Annotated in this window: 15 protein-coding genes and 3 pseudogenes; 11 read left to right on the plus strand and 7 right to left on the minus strand. The window is 63.0% G+C overall.

Going from position 1 to position 20,137, the window contains the following annotated elements; all coding sequences use genetic code 11:
• Window positions 1–62 precede the first annotated feature (62 nt).
• Window positions 63–1,676, plus strand: coding sequence for a flagellar filament capping protein FliD (fliD, locus tag KG698_RS00080; protein WP_213683553.1), 1,614 nt, complete (start codon window positions 63–65; stop codon window positions 1,674–1,676).
• 7 nt (window positions 1,677–1,683) lie between these two features.
• Here fliD and KG698_RS00085 read toward each other — a convergent pair whose 3' ends face one another.
• Window positions 1,684–2,733 carry a sigma-54-dependent Fis family transcriptional regulator gene (locus KG698_RS00085; protein WP_300982721.1) on the minus strand — a complete coding sequence of 350 codons (1,050 nt, stop codon included), beginning with the start codon at window positions 2,731–2,733 and terminating at the stop codon, window positions 1,684–1,686.
• A 16-nt stretch (window positions 2,734–2,749) separates the two neighbouring features.
• Between KG698_RS00085 and KG698_RS15370 the strand changes: the two genes are divergently transcribed.
• From KG698_RS15370 to KG698_RS00115, 7 genes and pseudogenes are all read left to right on the plus strand, one after another.
• Window positions 2,750–2,884, plus strand: a complete 135-nt coding sequence (locus KG698_RS15370; RefSeq protein ID WP_300982722.1) for a hypothetical protein — start codon at window positions 2,750–2,752, stop codon at window positions 2,882–2,884.
• A 606-nt stretch (window positions 2,885–3,490) separates the two neighbouring features.
• Window positions 3,491–5,077, plus strand: coding sequence for an ABC transporter substrate-binding protein (locus KG698_RS00090; RefSeq protein ID WP_300982723.1), 1,587 nt, complete (start codon window positions 3,491–3,493; stop codon window positions 5,075–5,077).
• 82 nt (window positions 5,078–5,159) lie between these two features.
• Window positions 5,160–6,146 carry an ABC transporter permease gene (locus KG698_RS00095; RefSeq protein ID WP_213683555.1) on the plus strand — a complete coding sequence of 329 codons (987 nt, stop codon included), beginning with the start codon at window positions 5,160–5,162 and terminating at the stop codon, window positions 6,144–6,146.
• A 10-nt stretch (window positions 6,147–6,156) separates the two neighbouring features.
• Window positions 6,157–7,090 (plus strand): annotated as a pseudogene (locus tag KG698_RS00100) (ABC transporter permease).
• Window positions 7,090–8,075, plus strand: a pseudogene (locus KG698_RS00105) (ABC transporter ATP-binding protein). Before KG698_RS00100 ends, KG698_RS00105 begins: the two co-directional pseudogenes overlap by 1 nt.
• A pseudogene (locus KG698_RS00110) lies at window positions 8,068–9,064 on the plus strand (ABC transporter ATP-binding protein). The pseudogenes KG698_RS00105 and KG698_RS00110 overlap by 8 nt, the downstream one beginning before the upstream one ends.
• 179 nt (window positions 9,065–9,243) lie before the next feature.
• A complete protein-coding gene (locus KG698_RS00115; protein WP_213683556.1) occupies window positions 9,244–10,020 on the plus strand; it encodes a hypothetical protein in 777 nt (258 codons plus the stop codon).
• Here the strand turns inward: KG698_RS00115 and KG698_RS00120 are convergent, their stop codons facing one another.
• Genes KG698_RS00120 through KG698_RS00140 form a run of 5 tightly spaced genes read right to left on the minus strand, consistent with a single transcriptional unit; the run spans window position 10,021 to window position 15,048 of the window.
• Window positions 10,021–11,025, minus strand: coding sequence for an Ldh family oxidoreductase (locus KG698_RS00120; protein ID WP_213683557.1), 1,005 nt, complete (start codon window positions 11,023–11,025; stop codon window positions 10,021–10,023).
• Between the two features lie 5 nt (window positions 11,026–11,030).
• Window positions 11,031–11,708, minus strand: a complete 678-nt coding sequence (locus KG698_RS00125) for a DUF3726 domain-containing protein (RefSeq protein WP_213683558.1) — start codon at window positions 11,706–11,708, stop codon at window positions 11,031–11,033.
• Window positions 11,705–13,405: a hypothetical protein gene (locus KG698_RS00130; protein ID WP_213684235.1), complete on the minus strand. Its 1,701-nt coding sequence runs from the start codon at window positions 13,403–13,405 to the stop codon at window positions 11,705–11,707. Before KG698_RS00130 ends, KG698_RS00125 begins: the two co-directional genes overlap by 4 nt.
• A 10-nt stretch (window positions 13,406–13,415) precedes the next feature.
• The gene (locus KG698_RS00135) at window positions 13,416–14,399 is read right to left on the minus strand and encodes a membrane dipeptidase (protein WP_213683559.1); all 984 of its coding nucleotides are present in this window, start codon (window positions 14,397–14,399) and stop codon (window positions 13,416–13,418) included.
• Between the two features lie 55 nt (window positions 14,400–14,454).
• Entirely contained in the window at window positions 14,455–15,048 is a 594-nt protein-coding gene (locus tag KG698_RS00140; RefSeq protein WP_213683560.1) for an HPF/RaiA family ribosome-associated protein, read from the minus strand.
• Window positions 15,049–15,181: 133 nt separating this feature from the next.
• Here KG698_RS00140 and modA point away from each other — a divergent pair, with 133 nt between their 5' ends.
• The 3 genes from modA to modC are packed head-to-tail and all read left to right on the plus strand — an operon-like array spanning window position 15,182 to window position 17,778.
• Window positions 15,182–15,988 carry a molybdate ABC transporter substrate-binding protein gene (modA, locus tag KG698_RS00145; protein WP_213683561.1) on the plus strand — a complete coding sequence of 269 codons (807 nt, stop codon included), beginning with the start codon at window positions 15,182–15,184 and terminating at the stop codon, window positions 15,986–15,988.
• Window positions 15,989–15,991: 3 nt separating this feature from the next.
• Window positions 15,992–16,687 (plus strand): molybdate ABC transporter permease subunit, encoded by a 696-nt coding sequence (gene modB, locus KG698_RS00150; protein ID WP_213683562.1) that lies wholly within the window; start codon window positions 15,992–15,994, stop codon window positions 16,685–16,687.
• The gene (modC, locus tag KG698_RS00155) at window positions 16,687–17,778 is read left to right on the plus strand and encodes a molybdenum ABC transporter ATP-binding protein (RefSeq protein ID WP_213683563.1); all 1,092 of its coding nucleotides are present in this window, start codon (window positions 16,687–16,689) and stop codon (window positions 17,776–17,778) included. Before modB ends, modC begins: the two co-directional genes overlap by 1 nt.
• Window positions 17,779–17,799: 21 nt before the next feature.
• On the opposite strand, the gene KG698_RS00160 is transcribed toward modC, so the two are convergent.
• Window positions 17,800–20,097, minus strand: coding sequence for a DEAD/DEAH box helicase (locus KG698_RS00160; protein ID WP_213683564.1), 2,298 nt, complete (start codon window positions 20,095–20,097; stop codon window positions 17,800–17,802).
• Window positions 20,098–20,137: the final 40 nt, after the last annotated feature.

The raw sequence follows: 20,137 nt of genomic DNA on the forward strand, positions 1-20,137 counted from the left end.
CCGGTAACAATGCACCGCTCTGTGTCGTTTAGGGAAGTAGGCCTGCAAAAGGAAAAAGGCGGATGGCGGTAGATTATCTCAGCACGCTGAACAGCCAAGGGTCGGGGCTGAACATCACCCAGCTGGTGCAAAGCTTGACTGCCGCCGAGATTGAGCCCAAACGCGCCCAGCTATCGTCCCAGAAAGAAGAGATCGAATTGTCGATTTCCGAGATGGGCAAATTGCAAGCGGGCATGGAGACATTGCGCAGCGCGCTCTCGGTGGAGTCTGCCGGTCTTGCCTTTGATGTCGCGTCTTCCTCCGCCGCTGTGGGGGTCGAAATCTCGGACATCGACGCGCTCGAAAACCGCACCGCCTCGGTCGAGGTCACAGCGCTTGCGCAGGGGCAGGTGCTTGAATTCACGAATTTTTCAACCGCCGACCAAATCCTTGGTGCCGGCAGCCTTGAGATTGATTTTGGAAGCTGGTCTGATGTTCCGGCCTTCACCGCATCAAGCCGCACTGCCGTGACGATCACGCTTTCGGCGACCGACGGACTTGATGATCTTGCCACTAAACTCTCGGCGGTGACAGGTCTTTCGGCGCAGGTCATCGCAAAGGGTGATGGTAAATTTTCACTGGCTGTCTTGACAGATACCGGGGCCGCGAGTGCGATACTCATCACGGCCAGCGATCCACTTGATGATTTCGACACGACGAATAACGCCAACCAGATCGTCGCGGCAAGCGATGCAGCGCTCAGTGTCGATGGCATCGCTGTCACGCGGAGCTCAAACACCATCGATGATCTTTTGCCGGGGCTGACCCTGTCGCTCACGGCAACAACCGCAAGCCCGGTCACAGTTGTGGCGCTTGAAGATCCCGACCTTGCCGAGGCAGAGATGCGCGCCTTTGTCGATGCGCTCAATACCACCGGGGCAATGTTGCGCGAGGCGTCCAAACGCGGGATCAACGGCGCAAGCAGCGGGCCGCTTGTCTCAGACCCAACCGTGGCGGCCCTCAAGCGAAGCTTTGCGGCCTTGACAACGACACCGCTTGACGGGTTCGGTGATGACGCAATCTACCTATCCAACCTCGGCGTCCGGACCGAGCGCGACGGCTCTCTCTCGCTTGATAGCGATGTGTTTCAAGCTGTGATGGCCAGCGATCCCGCCCAATACCGAGCGATCTTTCAATCCTTGAACCAATCCTCGTCCGAGGGGGTAAGCGTAAATCTTGCAAGCTTTGCCGCGCCGCCGGCGGGCGCATATGCTTTTGAATTCACCGATGCCAATACAGCAACGCTCAATGGCGAAACGCTTATTCAACGCACAGTTGATGGCGTGCCTGAGTTCTACAAGATCACTGGCGATTTCGCGGGGGTAAGCTTGCGCGTGACCGATAGCAGCCCGATGAGCGCGATGGTCTATTTCGGTGAAAGCCTGATCGATCGGGTCCGCGATTTCGTTGAACAAAGCCTTGCTACGGATGGTGACATCGCCCTGCGCACAAGCCGGTTTGAGACAGATATGCGCGACAAGGAAGAATCGCTCGACGATCTCGTCCTTAGCGAAACCCGGATCAACGACCGCTACATGGTCAAGTTCGGCGCGATGGAAAGCATTGTGACACAGCTCAAGAGTACCGGCAGTTACCTGACCTCGATGCTTGATGCATGGAACAAGGCGGGCGAATAAGCGCGCGTTAGCCCAAGTTTGGCCGTTCAATCATCAGCTTCTTCATCTTCTCGATCAAGGTCGTCCGGCGGAGCTTCAACGCGTCGGCGGCGTGACTGACCAGCCCATCCTTGGCGGCAAGGGCCGCTTCGATCAACACAACCTCGACATCGCGGATGAAGCCGCGCAAATCGATCTCGTCATTATGGCGAAACCACAAGCGGAAGTCCTCAGGGCTGGGGAGTGCGGCTTGGGTGATCGTCTCGGGCAATTCCGCAACCTCACCGCCAAAAGTTGCCGCCGCCTCCCATAGTGCGTCATTCTCTGCTTGTGCGTTTGCCTCGGGCAGGCGCAAGCGCAGCAAGTTTTCGACCACATTGCGCCCCGAGATCTCTTGGCCAGCAAACAAAACAAAGGCACGTTCAAGAACATTGCGTAATTCGCGGACATTTCCGGGCCATTCATGACCCTTGAGCGCTTCGACCGCCGCCGGGCTAAAGCGCGGGGCCAAAGCGCCCGGCTGTCGCTCTAGATAGCTCACCATCAGCGCTTCAAGCAGAGCGGGGATATCCTCGCGCCGCTCTGACAAAGGCGGCACTTTGATTGGAAAGGTTGCCAAACGATAGTAAAGATCGGCGCGAAAGCGGCCATCTTCGACCATCCGTTCAACATTTTGATGCGTGGCGCAGATCAGCCGCAGATCAAGCTTGATCTCGCGGTTGCCCCCGATGCGCTGGATGCAGTGGTTTTCAAGTGTGCGCAGCAGTTTTGATTGCAGCGCCAAAGGCATATCACCGATCTCGTCAAGAAACAGTGTGCCGCCGTTCGACATCTCAAAGCGACCCATGCGCGCACGATCTGCGCCGGTAAATGCACCTTTCTCGTAGCCAAACAACTCGGATTCCAAAAGCTCGGCAGGAATGGCAGCGCAGTTGATTGCCACAAAGGGGCCGGAGCGTAAGCTTTGACGGTGGATATCTTGCGCAACAATATCTTTGCCCACGCCCGTCTCACCGCTCAACATCACGGTGGCCAGCGACGGGCCCACGATTTTAACCAGCCGTTTGAGTTCAACCATGCGCGGTGAATCGCCAATGATCAAACTCACCAAAGGCTGCGCATTGCTGCGCGAAGAAGATGCCGTGTCGTTCACAACGGTTTCAAATCTCATCTTACCTCGCCGCCCCGGTTGTCCGGCCGTTAAATACACCGTTCACGCTCGGGTGTGATTTTCGTGATGTCACGTAAATACCGAAATTATGTTAGGTCATGGTATGAAAAATCAATGACGAACAGCAGAATAGTCGCGAGCGCTCATCTGCTGCGCCGAAATAACCTAGATTAATTCTCGAAAAGATAATTTACCAACTAAGGATATAATCTATATTCGTTAGATTGATTTTAGCGTGATGCTTGCGCCGACTGCTCCCATTATGCCCGAATTGGCTCAAAATAGAATTTGACCCAGGGCTGCGCAGTTAAGCGTGATTACACACATAACTGGCGATGTGGATTAGCGCCAAAGTGCGATAAGAAGATGCGGTTGACTCATCATTCCGACCGCAAGGTTGCGCTCCGTCATTGGTCGCGCAGCACCTCACCGGCGTGGACATCAACACAGCGCTGCACGGGTGTGGCAAGGGGCAGGGGCGTTGCTCATCGGCGGAAATCTGTCCCGCGTGACCGCCGCTTCGCGGTGGAATTGATCGGTGATTGACCCTTGAAGCCGGGTCTTTTACCACATGATCAAAGAGCTTGTTTCGCACCACCTTGCCGTGCAGCATGCTGTGGCAAGATAAGCCGATACTGCCGACTGATCCAAAGGGAGACGATCAATGACTTCATTTCTGACGACCGCGCCGCGCCGCTTGATGGTGTCTGCGCTTGCGCTGACGCTTGTTGCCAGTGCCAGCCATGCCGAAACCCTTCGTTGGGCCCGCGTGGCCGACGCGCTGACGCTTGACCCGCATAGCCAGAACGAGGGGCCGACCTCGACCCTTCTGCACCACATGTACGAGACGCTGGTGCGCCGCGATACCGATGGCTCGCTCAAGCCGCGTCTGGCGACCGAATGGTCGATCCATGCCGATGATCCGACGATTTGGGTCTTGAAGCTGCGCGAAGGCGTGACCTTCCACGACGGCAGCGCCTTCACCGCCGAGGATGTGGTCTTCTCGATGGACCGCGTGCGCCATGAAAGCTCGGGCTTCCGCGCGCTGCATTCCGCCGTGACCGGTGCGACTGCGATCGACGACTACACCGTGCATATCCAGATGGCAGGCCCTTCGCCGCTTTATGTACAAAACCTGACCAACTTCTTCATCATGGATAGCGGCTGGGCCGCCGCCAATGCTGTGGAAGTGCCGCAGAATTTCGCCGCAGGCGAAGAGAATTTCGCCGTGCGCAACGCCAATGGCACAGGCCCTTACCGCCTTGTGTCGCGCGACCCCGAAGTGCGCACGGTGCTGGCGCATTTTGACGGCCATTGGGATGCAGACCCGCAAGTGACCGAGATCATCTATACCCCGATCGCCGAGGCCGCGACCCGTGTGGCCGCGCTTTTGTCGGGCGAGGTGGATGTGGTCCAAGACGTGCCTGTGCAAGATATCGCGCGTCTGGAACAGACAGCGGGCATCACGGTGGCCACCGGCCCGGAAAACCGCAATATCTTCTTCAGCTATGATCAGGCATCGCCCAAGCTGATCAGCGCCAATGTCGAAGATAACCCCTTCTCGCACCCCGAAATCCGCGAAGCCATGTCACTGGCCCTTGATCGCGACGCGATCCAGCAGGTGGTGATGCGCGGCCAGTCGCAGCCCTCGGCCGCGCCGCTTCCGCCCTTCGTCAACGGCTGGCGCGAGGATCTGCACGCCTATGGCGCGCCTGATTACGACCGGGCCAACACGCTTGTGCGCGGCATCTATCCCGATGGTTTCTCGGTCGATCTGCATTGCCCCAACGACCGCTACCTCAACGACGAAGCGATCTGTCAGGCTTTCGTCGGCATGCTGGGCAGGATCGGCATTAGCGCCAACCTGATCTCGCAGACCCGCTCGCAGCATTTCCCGCTGATCGAGCGTTGGGAGACCGACTTCTACCTGCTCGGCTGGGGTGTGCCGACCTTTGACAGCGCCTATGTCTTCAACTTCCTCGTGCATGGCCGCGAAGAAGGCTACGGCAGCTACAATGGCGCGCGCTACGACAACCCCGAGGTCAACGCGATGATCGAGTCGCTGGCCACCATGACCGATCTGGAGGCCCGCGATGCCACTATCGCGCAAATCTGGGACAAGGTGATGGAAGATCGCGTTTTCCTGAACGTGCATAACCAGCTTTTGGCCTATGCCGTGCGCGATGGCATCAACCTGCCGGTTCATCCCGAGAACCAGCCGTCGATGGCCGATGTGACCTTCACGCGCTGATCTGGCGCCAAACTTGCGGCCCGCATGGGAACCCCCATGCGGGCCGTTTTCTTCACACACAGGCCATCAACAGGGGCATCGCATGCTTGCCTATATCATCCGCCGGATCGTGCAGTCGGTCCTTGTGATGCTGGCCGTGGCGCTCGTGTCTTTCGCGCTGTTTCGCTATGTGGGCGATCCGATCTATGCGATGGTCGGCCAAGAAACATCGCTCGAGGATCGTGCCGCGCTGCGCGAAAACCTTGGCCTGAATGATCCTTTTGTTGTCCAATTCGCCCGTTTCGTGGGCAATGCCGCGCAAGGCGAGTTTGGCATTTCCTACCGTCTGCAACAGCCGGTGATGGAGTTGATCCTGTCGCGCCTGCCTGCGACGTTGGAATTGGCGCTGATCTCGGGGTTGGCGGCCTTTGTCTTCGGGGTAGGGGCAGGGGTCTATACCGCGCTTCATCGGCGTGGTGCGCTGTCGACGGCGATCATGACCGTGTCCCTCATCGGTGTGTCGCTGCCCACCTTTCTGATCGGTGTGCTTTTGATCTGGATTTTCGCGGTCGAGTTGCAATGGCTGCCCTCATTCGGGCGGGGTGACACGGTGGCGTTGCCTTGGGGCTGGGAAACCGGGTTTTTGACGCAATCGGGCCGTGCTTCGCTCATCTTGCCCGCGATCACGCTGGGGCTTTACCAGATGACGCTGATCATGCGTCTGGTGCGCGCCGAAATGCTCGAGGTTTTGCGCACCGACTATATCAAATTCGCCCGCGCGCGTGGCCTCAGCAACCGCGCGGTGCATTTCGGCCATGCGCTCAAAAACACCATGGTGCCCGTGATCACCATCACCGGGCTGCAACTGGGCTCGATCATCGCTTTCGCCATCATCACCGAGACCGTGTTTCAATGGCCGGGCGTCGGTGCCTTGTTCATCAACTCCGTGCGTGTCGTCGATGTGCCGGTGATGTCGGCCTATCTGGTGCTGATCGCGCTGATTTTCGTCATCATCAACCTGATCGTCGATCTGCTATATTATGCGGTCGATCCCCGCCTGCGCGTCGAGCGCGGCGGTGTGCGGCACTGAGGGGGGCGTTATGCAAGATACCAAGCCACGCGGCCGCCTTTTCCGCATCTGGGACAGCGATGTCGCGGCCTCGTTCCGCCGCTCGCCGGTGGCGATCATCTCGGGTCTTGTGGCGCTGGTGATCGTGCTGGCGGCCATTTTTGCGCCGTGGATCGCGCCCACCAACCCTTATGACCCCTCCAGCCTGAACCTGATGGATGGCTTCACGCCCCCGATGCAGCCCAACGCCTTTACCGGCAGCACCTATCTGATGGGCACCGACAATCAGGGCCGCGATGTGTTCTCGACCATCCTTTACGGTGCGCGCATTTCGCTTTTCGTGGGGGTCTCTGCGGTGCTCTTGGCGATGGTCTTGGGCATCAGCGCGGGTCTGGTGGCGGGTTATCGCGGCGGTTGGGTCGATGCGGTCTTGATGCGGGTTGCCGATGTGCAGCTCTCCTTCCCCTCGATCCTGATCGCGCTTTTGATCTTTGGCGTGGCGCGCGGCATCATCCCCCCCACCCAGCGCGAGGCGATGGCGATCTGGGTCTTGATCGTGGCCATCGGGCTCAGTGATTGGGTGCAATTCGCGCGCGTCGTGCGCGGTGCGACCATGGTGGAAAAGGGCAAGGAATATGTCCAAGCCGCCCGCGTGATCGGTGTCACGCCCCTTGCGCATCTTGATCCGCCACATCTTGCCCAATGTGATGGGCCCGGTGCTGGTGATTGCCACGATCAGCGTGGCGCTTGCCATCATCGCCGAGGCGACGCTGTCCTTTCTTGGCGTGGGCGTGCCGCCGACCCAGCCCAGCCTTGGCACGCTGATCCGCATCGGCCAGCAATTCCTGTTCTCGGGCGAATGGTGGATCTTGCTGTTCCCTGCGTTGACGCTGTTGGCGCTGGCCTTGTCGGTCAACATGCTCGGCGATTGGCTGCGCGATGCGCTGAACCCGAGGTTGCGCTGATGACCAAGCCATTGCTGTCCGTCCGTGATCTTGTTGTCGAATTCCCCACAAGGCGCGGCACACTGCGCGCGCTTGATGGGGTGTCGTTTGACATCGCCCCTGGCGAGGTTTTGGGGATGGTGGGCGAGATCCGGGGCGGGCAAATCCATCACCGGGGCCGCCATCATCGGCCTGATCGAGCCGCCCGGTCGCATCGCGGGGGGCGAGGTCTGGCTCGGGGATGATGCGTATCGACCAGCTTTCGCCCGAAGCCATGCGCCGTGTGCGCGGCCGCCGGATCGGCATGGTGTTCCAAGACCCGCTGACCAGCCTCAACCCGCTCTACACCATCGCCCAGCAACTGACCGAGACGATCCGTACCCATATGGATGTCTCCGAGAAAGAAGCGCGCGCGCGCGCCATCGCACTCTTGGATCGGGTGGGCATTCCCGCCGCCGCGCGCCGGATCGATGATTACCCGCATCATTTCTCCGGCGGTATGCGCCAGCGCGTGGTGATTGCCTTGGCCCTCGCCGCCGAGCCGGAACTGGTCATCGCCGATGAGCCGACGACAGCGCTTGATGTCTCGGTGCAGGCGCAGATTATCGATGTGCTGAAAGAGATCTGCGCCGAACGGGGGGCTGCAGTGATGCTGATCACCCATGATATGGGCGTGATCGCGGAAACCGCCGACCGTGTCGCGGTGCTTTACGCGGGCCGCATGGCCGAGATCGGGCCGGTGCGCGATGTAATTCTGCACGCGCGCCACCCCTATACCGCTGGGCTGATGGGCTCGATCCCGACGCTGGAACAGATGTCCGACCGCTTGGTGCAGATCCCCGGTGCCATGCCGCGTTTGGATGCGATCCCTGCGGGCTGCGCCTTCAACCCGCGCTGCATGCAGGTCATGGATCGCTGCTTGCGCGACCGCCCCGGCCTCACGCCCGTCGCCCCGCAGCACGAAGCCGCCTGTTGGCTGTTGGAGACGGAACAGCACCATGGCTGAACCCTTTTTGACGGTCACGGGCCTGACCCGCCGCTTCGATGTCTCCAAACCTTGGCTGAACCGCGTGCTAGAGCGTGAAGAGCGTCAATTCCTGACCGCCACGGCGGATGTCAGCTTTGCCATCAACAAGGGCGAGACCTTTGCCTTGGTGGGCGAGTCCGGTTCTGGCAAATCGACCATCGCCAAGATGATCGTGGGGCTATTGACCCCAAGCGCGGGCCAGATCGCGATTGAGGGGCAGGCGATGGACCCCGCCGACCCCATCGCCATGCGCGCGCTGCGCCGTCGGATGCAGATGATCTTTCAAGACCCCTTCGCCAGCCTCAACCCCCGTTGGCGCGTGGGCGATATCATCGCGGAACCGATCCGCACCTTGGGCCTGATGCCACGGGGCGATGTGGGCCGCGAGGTGGCGACGGCTGTTGGATCTGGTGGGGCTGTCAGCCGCCGATGCCGGCAAATTCCCGCACGAATTTTCGGGCGGCCAGCGCCAGCGCATCGCGATTGCCCGCGCACTGTCCTCACGGCCCGAATTCATCGTCTGTGACGAGCCGACATCCGCGCTCGATGTCTCGGTGCAGGCGCAAATCCTCAACCTGATGCGCGATCTGCAAGATGAGTTCAAACTGACCTATCTGCTGATCTCGCATGATCTGTCGGTGGTGCGGCACATGTCGAACCGGATCGGCGTGCTTTATCTGGGCCGCTTGGTCGAGGTGGCCGATGCCAAGCGGCTGTTTCACGAACCCCAGCACCCCTATACGCGGATGCTGCTTGATGCGGTGCCCGATCTGGCGCTCTCGGGGCGTCGGCGTACATCGGTCAGCGGTGAAATCCCGAACCCGATCTCGCCCCCTGCGGGCTGTGCCTTTCACCCGCGCTGCCCATTGGTCAGGGCTGAGTGCAAACTCGCGGTGCCCGTGCTGCGCGCCACGCCGACAGGGCAGGCGGCCTGTATCTTGGCCGGTATGACGCAGGTCGTGTCGTAAACGTTGGCCCTTTGTGCCGCGCCGCGCGCTACGCCCATCCTGCCCATGGCGTGCAACGCCGGTTCCATCAAACCGCGCGCAAATCGCAAGATCGCCTTGCGCCTAGAGTGGATGTCATTATCCTAAGTGCGTGATCTGTCGAAAGACAAGGATCATGGTTCCCAAGTGATGATGGCGTGATGGAAATTAATCTTACCTTCGAGCGCCCCGAGGATGGGCCCAGCTCTGGGCCGGTATCCGTGGGTTGGTTTTTGACCAGCGATAAGCAGGCCGTGCTCTATGACCCGCCCGAGCGTGTATCGTTTCGCCAAACCAATCGCGCCCATGCCAAATCTGCGGGTCGCTGCCCCGGTGTGGTGCAGCTTGAAAGCCGCTATTTCATGGTGAAATGCCCCTTTGACCTGCACCTTGGCTTTTCGCGCGATGCCGATGGCAAGGCGCGGCTGGTCAACCGGGCGGGCAATACAAGCACGATCCGCGCCAACAAGCTTGCCGATGCCGTGGTCTTGGTGAACGAGGCCGAGTGGCGCTTTCCCGACCGCCCGACCCTCCAGCTTGTGCTGCCATACTGCTTCATCGCCGATGAGATGGTCTATCTCACCCAGCTGTCCCCCTTCCTCCACTACCGCAAAGAGCCATTGCCCGGCACAATCTTTGGCGGTCGCTTTCCGATCAATATCTGGCCACGCGCCTTGATGTGGGGCTTTGAATGGCATGAGCCGCAAAAGGATATCATCCTGCGCCGTGGCGAGCCGCTGTTTTATTGCCAGTTCGAAACCAATGATCCCGCCCGCCCCATCCAACTGGTCGCAGCCGAGCGCACACCAGAGCTGAAGACATATCTCGAGCAGATCGGCGGCGTGGTGAATTACGTCAACCAGACCTTCGGCCTTTTCGACGCCGCCGAGGCGCTGCGCCCCAAGCGCTTGCTTCAGCGCAAAGAGCCTAAGGGTTGATCACAGCGCGCGGATCTTGTCCAAGGTTGCCACGCTGACCGCCACGCCCATGGTCTGGGCGCGCGCGCGCGCCTTGGCGCGTCCATCACCGGGGAGCCTTGCCCCGGCCATGCCCCGGATCTCGCCGGTCAGCCGTGCGATGCGCGCGGCAAAGGCCCCGCCCGAGCTGGTTTCCGCATCAATCGCGATAAAAACTTGGCCCGTGCGCGGTGGCCCACCCGCCGTGCCGGAAAAGGGGCTTGCATCCATGCCAAGATTTGCCCCGGTCATGGCCGCAGCCATGGTTTCGACCAAAAGCGCAAGGCCCACACCCTTGTAGCCGCCCGATGGTGCCATCGAACCCTTCAGCGCAACCTCCGGATCGGTGGTGGGGTTGCCATCCGCATCCAGCCCCCATCCTTCGGGGATGGGGCGGCCCTCTCGGGCATGTTTCATGATCTCGGATTTGGCGATGGTGCTGGCACTTTGGTCGATCAAGAGCGCCGCGCCACCCGCCCCGTCGGGTGCGGCAAGCGAGATCGGATTGGTCCCGACCACGGGGCGCGTGCCCCCCGATGGCGCAATGGAGGCAGGCGCATTGGTAAAGCCAAGCGCCAAGAACCCCGCATGGGCCAGCGTCAGCGTATGCACCCCCAAGACCCCGCAGTTATAGGAATTCGACACGGCAAGTGCCGCGATACCTTGAGCGCGCGCTGCAGGGATCAAGGCCTCAAAACCCGCCGCGATTGCAACATGGGCAAAGCCCGTGGCCGCATCGGCCAGTACAAGCCCCGGTTTGGGCTGGGTGATGATCGGGCGCGCGGTGCCATCGACCTTGCCGCAGCGCAGATGCTCGCAATAGATCGGGATATAGGCCAGACCGTGGCTGGCGACGCCATCGGCCTCGGTCTGGGCGGTGGCGCGCGCGAGGGCGGTTGCCGCTTTCCCATTGGCACCTGCACGGGTCAAAGCGCGGTAGGCGAGCGCTTCGATCTCGCCCAAGCTCAATGTCTCGGTCTGGCCCATGTGTCTTATCCTTCTGTCTTTGGTCTTGCTGCGTCTGGGCTGGGCTTTGCCTCGCCCGCGCCTGACAATCGGCGCGCCTCGGTCTCGGGGGCAAAGGTGCGCTCAGCAAGCCGGTTCAGGCTTGCATAGGCTGATAATGGGCAATGCGCGCGGTGCGGCTGTAAGGCCGCGGCGGCATGCTCTGTGTCGCTTGGCCCCCATGCTACCCAATCGGCCAGCCTTTGCGCGGGGGCAGGGACGTTATGTGCATCAAGCGCCCCTCTTGCCGTCAGGGCAAACCGGCTTTCGCCCCATGTCACGGCGTAACCTTGCCGATGGCGGCGCGCGATATCGGCCAGATAGGGCAGTAAAAGCAGCGGGGCCAAGACAGGGCCGATGCGCCCCATCGCGCCCGGCGCATTTGCATGGTCAGACAGCGCGGTCCCAAGCGCGATGGGGCAAAGAGGTGCCGCGCCGTGATGGACCAAGCCCCCCTTTTCTTCCCATGCCGGGGCCAGGGCCGCATCCGCCATGCCGTCTGTTTGGGCCAAGAGATCGGCGGCCAATGCCATCGCGGCCAAGCCTGACCCCTCCAGCCAGCGCAGGGCGCGGCCAAATTCCTCGGCCATGCCCCACGTCCGCCCGGCACCGCGCGCGGCCTTGCGCAGCAAAGCCTCGGCCTCGCCCAGCGATAATGCGATCACGCCGATGCCTCGCGCGGCGGATAGGCCCAATCATCCTCGGGCAGATCATGCAATTCATGCGGGAAAGGCGCGCCGCGAAACATGTTGATCCGCACCCAGCGATCCGAGCGGGGATCGAAATAGCCCGCGCCGAAAAACGACAGCTTGGCGCGCAGCATGTCGATGGGCATCAGATTGGCCCCGATGGTGTTGTCGCGGATTTCGGCATAGGAGTGGCGTGCGGCGATCTGGGCGCGTCTGACGCTATGACGATGTTCGGGATGGGCCAGCAAGACCCCCGCGATAGGCGCATCCTCGGGTAGATCGCGCAAGGCCACCTCGAGGCGCATCGCATCGCGCCCGGGGGCAAGCGGCTGTTCATAAGCGCTTAAATCCTCGTGCAATGTCTCACCCAAGCGCGGCTCTTGCTTTGCGGCCGAAACATACCATGTGCGCGCCTGCGCCTCGGCCGCCTGCCAATCAAGATCGCGCGCCCAGCCATAGACATCGCCCAAGATCGCGCGCAGCCGGCCCACCGACATCGCGCCGTCGATGGTGAAACCCGCGTCCTCGTCGGCGGCCATGCAGCAGGCCAGCCCATCGACCAGATCGCCATGCGGCTCCAGCAAGAGCGAAACCAACATTTCCTGCCCTTCCTCGTGCAGATGCGCAGCGCCCCAGCGCCACAGCGCGTCCCAGCCCAGCGGTGTGGCCAGATCGGCGCCCTCCAGATGCGCGGCCAAGCGCCCCAGATCCTCGGTCAGATCGGCCAGTCGCGCGATCTGGACCGGATGGTCCGACTGCCACAGCGCCACGGCGCGCCGCGCGCGCGCAAGAATGGCAGAAAAGCGGGCGATGCGGGCCGGGTCGGGCAGGGCGATGGCGCGCACGCGGGCCAATGCCTCTTCTCGGGCCATGATCCAATTGTTGAACAAGATCGGATGGCTGATCAAGAAAGGCGCCATGCCAAGCCCAGTGGAATTGCCAATCCCGATCATGCGGCGCAGATCAGGCGCAATCACGGTCGCAGTCTTGGGCGCGCGTTTACGGGCCATTTCCTCGACCAGATCCAGCACGAAGGCACGGATCAGCCAAACGGTCAGCATTTCGACCTGAAAGGGCGGGGTGAACTCGGGTCGCATCGCAATCGTCTCGCGGTCGGCGGCCCCAAGCTTGCCCGAGCCATAAACCGCCGTGGTGCGCATCACATAGCCCACGCCCGCGACCAGATCGGCATCGGGCTGATGCCCTGCCGCCAGCGCCGTAACAACATGATCGAATAGCCGCACCGAGCGGTTGGCGCGCGAGACCGACAATTCGCGCGCGCTGACACGGCCCGCTTCCTGCAGCGGGATTTCTGCGCCCAGCCGGGCGATATCGGACGCCTCGGGGATGCCGTCGAACAGGGTAAAGGTCGCATCCCATGCGGTGGCGATGACCCGGTCGCTGCGCGCTTCGGGTGGCAGATCATGACCAAAAGCAACAAGGCTATAGGCGCGGTCGGGGCCATGCATCGTATAGACCGCCACCCCCACGCCGCGCGCGTCGATGTCGAAGTGCCGCCGCTCATAGCGCCAGCCCTCTTGGCGCAGGCGGCGCAAGAGCACGCGCATGAACGAGAGCCGCGATTGATGGAACGAGCCCAAGCGCGACAGCCGCATCACCGTCTCGGGCGCGCGGCGGGCGATTGTGACCTCTGGTGTGGTGGCTGTCTCCATCATGATGCGCCTACCCCCCAATGGGCCCGAAGCTGTCATCGAAGAACCGCAGCCAATTGCCGCCCATCAGCGCGTCAACCTCGGCGCTGTCGAAACCCGTCTCGCGCAAGCCTTTCGCCAGCCCCGGAAAATCGCGGTTGTCGCAGAACCATGTGGGTTGCGGCGGAAAGCCGGGGGCGCTGGCGCTGCCTTCGCCGTAATCCACGCCCTTGGTCCAGCGGCCCGTGCGCATCCATTCCACCACGCGGTCAGGCTGGTTCTGGCACAAATCTGAGCCGATGCCGAAATGCGCGATGCCATAGGTCTCGACCATACGCGCGATCATGGTGCAGAAATCGGCCAAGCTGCAATCGCTGCCGCCCTTCAGGTGATGAGGGTAGAGCGAAAAGCCCATCATGCCGCCCGCTTCGGTCACCGCGCGGATCACCGGGTCGCGCTTGTTGCGCAGCGCGGGGTGCCAGTCATGCGGGTTGGCATGCGTGATGGCGATGGGGCGGGTGGAATGTGCGGCGGCCTCGATGGTCGAGCGGTCGGCTGAATGGCTCATGTCGACGACCATGCCCAGGCGGTTCATCTCGGCGATGACTTCGCGGCCCATGCGGGTCAGCCCGGCATCCTCGGCCTCATAGCAACCCGTCGCCAGCAGCGATTGGTTGTTGTAGCTGAGTTGCATGAAGCGCAGGCCCAGCCGGTGCCAGATCTCGACCAGCCCTATGTCATCCTCGATCGGGCTTGGGTTTTGCGCACCGAAAAAGATCGCCGTACGCCCCTCGGCGCGGGCGCGGCGCACATCATCGCCGGTCATGCCCTGAAAGATCAGATCGGGGTGATCGGCAAACCAGCGGTTCCAGCGTTCGAGGTTCAAAATCGTTTCGCGGAATGTCTCGTGATAGGCGATGGTGACATGAATGGCGTCAAGCCCGCCCTCGCGCATCTGGCGAAAGATCTCGGGCGACCAGTTGGCATATTGCAGACAGTCGATGCGATAGCTCATAGCCCGCAGTTTGGGCGAGAGGGGCCGCCACCGCAAGGCCGTTGTCGCGACCCCGCTAGCGGCTTCTGGGCTTGGTCGCGGGATCGTAGGACAGGGCGGTGATGGGGCGCACGGTGCTGGCATGCGGGCCGATCACGCTGTCATCGCCGCCCACGACAAGGGCCACCTTGTCATGCAGGCGCAGATCGCCGAACGCGCCGTCCACAAGGCTGTTCTTGTGAAAATAGATCAAGCGGTTGTCGGTGGCGAGGATCTGGCCGAACTCGCGCGCCAGATCAAGTTGCACGATCTCGCCTTGCAAGGTGGCGCCATGAGATTTGACCTCGCCCTTGGCGGTGTCTTTCCAATGCCGCAGCGCCACCTCCATTGCGGCGAAGGCCTCGCGCAGCGTGACGCGCAGATGCTCGTGGCGCGCGGCCTTGTCTTGACCGCGGCGCACCACCAGCGCCCGGCCCGGCACGCGCAGTTCGATGGTGACGGAAAACAGATTGCCCGTCTGGTGGCGCTGATGGGGTGCGCGGATCTGGACATGGGCGCTGATGATCCCGTCGTAGATTTTTTCGAGATGGGCGATCTTGTCGGCGATCAGATCCTTGATCTCGTCGCTGGGGGCGACATGGGTGAAGGCGATTTCAAGCGGTATCTGCACGGGCGGGCCTGCCGAGTCTGGTGGCGTCTGTCGGCCCCAAGATGGGCGGGCGCGCCGAGATCCGCCTTGACGCCGCGCAAGATCGGCGCGCGCGCGACTTGCCACGGATCACGCTCTGGCGGCATAAGGCATCATGCCCTGCACGAACGCCAAGCCAAGACGCATCGCCGCCACCCTGCGCAGGGCTTTGGCAGGCCTTGCCCTGTTCTTGGCCGCAACCGCGCCCTTGGGGGCCGAAACCGGCCCGGTGCATCTGTTCGCCGCAGCCAGCCTGACCACGGCGCTGGCCGAGATCGAACCGGGTTTCGAGGCCGCGACGGGGCATGATCTGGTCCTTTCGCTTGCCGGGTCATCGGCGCTGGCCCAACAGATCCGCCAAGGCGCGCCTGCCGATATCTTCATCTCGGCCAGCACCGATTGGATGGATCTCATCGCGGCCGAGGGGCTGATCGAACCCGGTGGGCGTTTTGATCTTTTGGGCAACACGCTTGTGCTGATCGCCCATGGCCGTGCGGCCGCCCCGGTCGAGATCGGGCCGGGCTTTGATCTGGCCGCGCGTCTTGGTGATGGGCGTTTGGCGATGGCACTGGTCGATGCGGTGCCTGCGGGTATCTATGGCAAGGCCGCGCTGGAACACTTCGGCCTGTGGGACGGGGTCGCTGACCGCGTGGCACAAACCGACAATGTGCGCGCGGCTTTGGCGCTGGTCGCCTTGGGTGAGGCCCCCTATGGTATCGTCTATGCCACCGATGCAAATGCTGCGGACAATGTCACCATCATCGCCACCTTTCCCCCCGAAAGTCACCCGGCCATCGTCTATCCGTTGGCCCGTCTGGCCGGGCGCGACGGCACGGGCGTGGCGGCCTTAGTGGCCTATCTGCAAGGCGATGCGGCGCGCGCGGCCTTTGTGCGGCAAGGTTTTGCCGTCTTGGGCGATTAGATCATGACCGATTGGCTTGGCCCCGCCGAATGGCAAGCCGTCGCGCTGTCGCTGCGCGTGTCGCTTTGGGCAACGCTGTGCAGCCTACCATTTGGCATCTTCGTGGCCTATGCGCTGGCGCGCTGGTCCTTTCCGGGCAAGCAGATCATCAACGGGCTGGTGCATCTGCCCTTGATCTTGCCGCCCGTGGTCACGGGATACCTGCTGTTGTTGAGTTTCGGCACGCGCGGGCCAATCGGGTCTTTCTTGGCTGATTGGGGGATCGTCTTTGCCTTTCGCTGGTCAGGCGCGGCGCTGGCCGCGGCGATCATGGCCTTTCCCTTGATGGTGCGCGCCATCCGCCTGTCGATCGAGGCAGTAGATCCCAAGCTGGAACAAGCCGCCGCCACCTTGGGCGCGGCACCGGCTTGGGTTTTCTTGACTGTCACCTTGCCAATGGCGCTGCCCGGTATCGTGGCAGGCACGATCCTCGCCTTTGCCAAGGCGATGGGAGAGTTCGGGGCGACGATCACTTTCGTTTCCAACATCCCCGGCGAGACACGGACCATCCCCTCGGCGATCTACGCCTTCTTGCAGGTTCCCGGCGGCGAGGGGGCGGCCACGCGGCTTGTCATCGTGGCGGTGGTGCTGGCGATGGCCGCACTTGTCGTCTCGGAATGGCTGGCGCGGCGGGTCGCGCGACGGGTCGGGGGGGCGTGATGCTGTCGGTATCGCTTGGGCATGATTTCGGGGGCTTCGGGCTTGATGTGCAGTTTCAGGCGCCCCCGGGTGTGACGGTGCTGTTCGGGCGCTCGGGTTCGGGCAAGACCAGCATCGTGAACGCGGTGGCGGGGTTGCTTGCGCCCGACCGGGGGCGGATCGCGCTGGGCGATTGGGTGCTGCTTGACACGGCCCAAGCCATCCGCTTGCGCCCCCACAAGCGCCGCTTGGGCTATATCTTTCAAGAAGGGCGACTGTTTCCGCACCTCAGCGTGCGCCAGAACCTTGCCTATGGCGCATGGTTTGCCCCCCGATCCGCCCCGCGCGTCGATCAGGGGCGCATCGTCGAGATGCTGGGGATCGGCCCCCTTCTCGACCGGCGGCCCGGTGCGCTTTCCGGGGGTGAAAAGCAGCGCGTGGCCATCGGGCGGGCGCTTTTGTCGGCACCAAAGCTCATCTTGGCAGATGAGCCGCTGGCCGCGCTGGACGAGGCGCGCAAGGCCGAGATCTTGCCCTATCTCGAACGGCTGCGCGATGAGGTGAATATCCCCATCCTTTACGTCAGCCATTCCGCCTCCGAGGTGGCGCGGCTGGCCAGTAGCGTGGTCGCCATCGCGGCAGGTCGCGTGGTGGCGCAAGGCCCGGCAGAGCAGGTCTTGGGCGATCCCGCGATCCTGCCCGCCGGTGCGCGCGAGGCGGGCGCGCTGATCACTGCGCGCGTGGTGCGCCATCATGATGATGGGCTGAGCGAGCTTGAGGCCAATGGCATCGCGCTTTTCTTGCCGCAATTGGCCCATACCCCCGGCACGCAACTGCGTCTGCGGATCGCCGCGCATGATGTGATCTTGTCGCGTAACCGCCCCGAGGGGTTGTCGGCGCTCAATATCTTACCGGGTCTTGTGCAAGACATCCGTGCGGGCACGGGGCCGGGGGCGATCGTGGCGATTGATACCGCCGCCGGTCGCGTGTTGGCGCGCGTCACGCGCCGTTCTGCTACGGCCCTTGGGCTTGCCCCCGGCGTGGGGGTGCATGCCATCGTAAAATCGGTCTCGGTTGCGCCTGCCGATGTTGGGGGAACGGCGGGCAACTAGGCTGGCCGCCCAGCTTTGCCCTTAAGGTTTGCCTTTGCCGCCACCCTTGCCACCGCGTGCAGGCGGACCACCGGGACCAGTGCGGCCCGCGGGCTTGCCGCTGCGCGGTTTGCCGGGGCCGCCGGGCTTGCCACCGGGGCGGCTCATGCGCTGCGAAGGGTCGGCGGCATTGGGCCGCGCGCGCGGCGTGCTAGGTCCATCCGCTGCCGCAGGCTTGGCATCCCCGCGATAGGGTTTGCCCGCGCCCGGCTTGGACCAAGGTTTATCTCCGGGCTTACCATTGGGCTTACCACTGGGCTTGCCGCCGGGTTTCCCCTCGGTTCTGCCACCCGGTTTCCCATCGGGCTTGCCGCCGGGTTTGCCAAAGCGCTTTGCCGGGTCGGATGCGCCCTGCCTTGGGCCAGCTTTGTCGTCACCGCGATAGGGCTTGCCACCACTGGGCTTGCCGCCGGGTTTACCGCTGCGCGGCTTGCCTTCGTTGGGCTTGTCCATGCGGGGGGCCGCGTCACGCGGCGCATCACGCGGGGCTGCCCGCTTTGCGGGCGCGCGGTCGGGATCATATTTTGGTTTCTGCGCGGGCTTTGCATCCGGCACAGCGACATCAGCCGGTTTGGGTGCTGCCGGCGCGATCACCGGTTCCAGCGCTTGGGTCGGGCGTGGTGCAACGGGTTCAGCCACAGATGTGCTGTCCGCCTCTACAGCTGGCCGTGCCGCTTTGGGCGCGGCTGCACGCACGGGGCGGTTTTGCGGCGCGCCACCTTGCTGTTTGGCGGTAATGCCATCTTCCAGCATCCCATCCGCGCCAAGACGCGCCGTAAGGCCCGCAGCGGCAGCCTCGGCGATTTCGACCAAAGTTTGGTCTTCTTCGACCCGGATCTTGCCGATCTGCGCCTTGTCGAGATTGCCCGCCCGACACAAAAGCGGCAAAAGCCAGCGCGCCTCGGCGCGCTGGGCGCGGCCGACGGACAGCGCGAACCAGACCGAGGGGCCGAAGGCCTGACGCTCAGGCCGCGCGCCCGGTGCGGCAGGTGCGCCCAGATCCTCGGGCGCGGACAACCCGGCGCGGTAAAGCCGCAAACAGGCGGCTGCGATCTGTTCCGGGCTATGCGTCGCCATCAGCTTGGCGGCAAAGGCCGCTTCATTCTCGTTCGGCGCATTGGTCCAAAGCGGATTATCCAAAAGCCGCGTCTCGTCCAGCGCCAAGATCTCGTCCGCCGTGGGGGCGAAGGTCCATTCCGCTTGGATCTTGGCCCATTTGAGCAGCCGCGAGGCCTTGTTGGTCATCTTGTCGGGCACGATCATCGCCGAGATGCCCTTGCGCCCCGCGCGCCCCGTGCGCCCCGAGCGGTGCAAAAGCGCCTCGGTATTGGTGGGCAGATCGGCATGGATCACCAGATCAAGCTTGGGCAGGTCGATACCACGCGCCGCCACATCGGTGGCCACGCAAACCCGCGCGCGCCCATCGCGCATCGCTTGCAAGGCATGGCTGCGCTCATCTTGGCTCAACTCACCCGAGAGGCTCACGACCGACAGCCCGCGATTGGCAAAGCGCGCGGCCAAACGCGCGACCGTGGCGCGGGTATTGGCGAACACGATGGCGGTCGGCGCATCGTGAAAGCGCAGCAGGTTGATGATCCCGTTCTCGGCATCTTGGGCCGCGACTTGGACCACCTGATAGCTGATGTCGGCATGCTGGCTGCCGCGCGACAGCGTGGTGACGCGCACCGCGTCGCGCTGGAACTGCTTGGCAAGCTCGGCAATCGCGGGCGGCACAGTGGCCGAGAACAAGAGCGTGCGCCGCTCGGATGGGGCGGCCCCCAGCATGAATTCCAGATCTTCGCGAAAGCCCAAATCGAGCATCTCGTCGGCCTCATCCAGCACGATGGCGCGGATATCGGACAGATCAAGCACCCGGCGCATGATATGGTCGCGCAAGCGCCCCGGCGTGCCGACGACGATATGCGCGCCACGTTCCAGCGCGCGGCGTTCTTCGCGGGCATCCATGCCGCCGATGCACGAGACAACCCGCGCGCCTGCCTTGCCGTAAAGCCAAGCCAATTCGCGCTGCACCTGCATCGCCAATTCGCGCGTCGGTGCGATCACCAGCGCCAAGGGTGCTGCGGGCGGGCCAAGGCGGCTTTCCTCGCCCATCAGCGTCGGTGCGATGGCAAGGCCAAAGCCGACCGTCTTGCCCGAACCCGTCTGCGCCGAGACCAACAGGTCGGCCTCCGCCAATTCTGGGGCGGTAACGGCTTGCTGGACATCTGTCAGCACGTCGAACCCGCGTTCGGCGAGGGCTTCGGTCAGGGTCGTGATCATCAGGAGGAGGTCCGTTCGGAAATTCACGCAAAAGGCGTGG

The organism is Roseicyclus sp., from assembly GCF_018402035.1.
Classification (GTDB): domain Bacteria; phylum Pseudomonadota; class Alphaproteobacteria; order Rhodobacterales; family Rhodobacteraceae; genus Roseicyclus.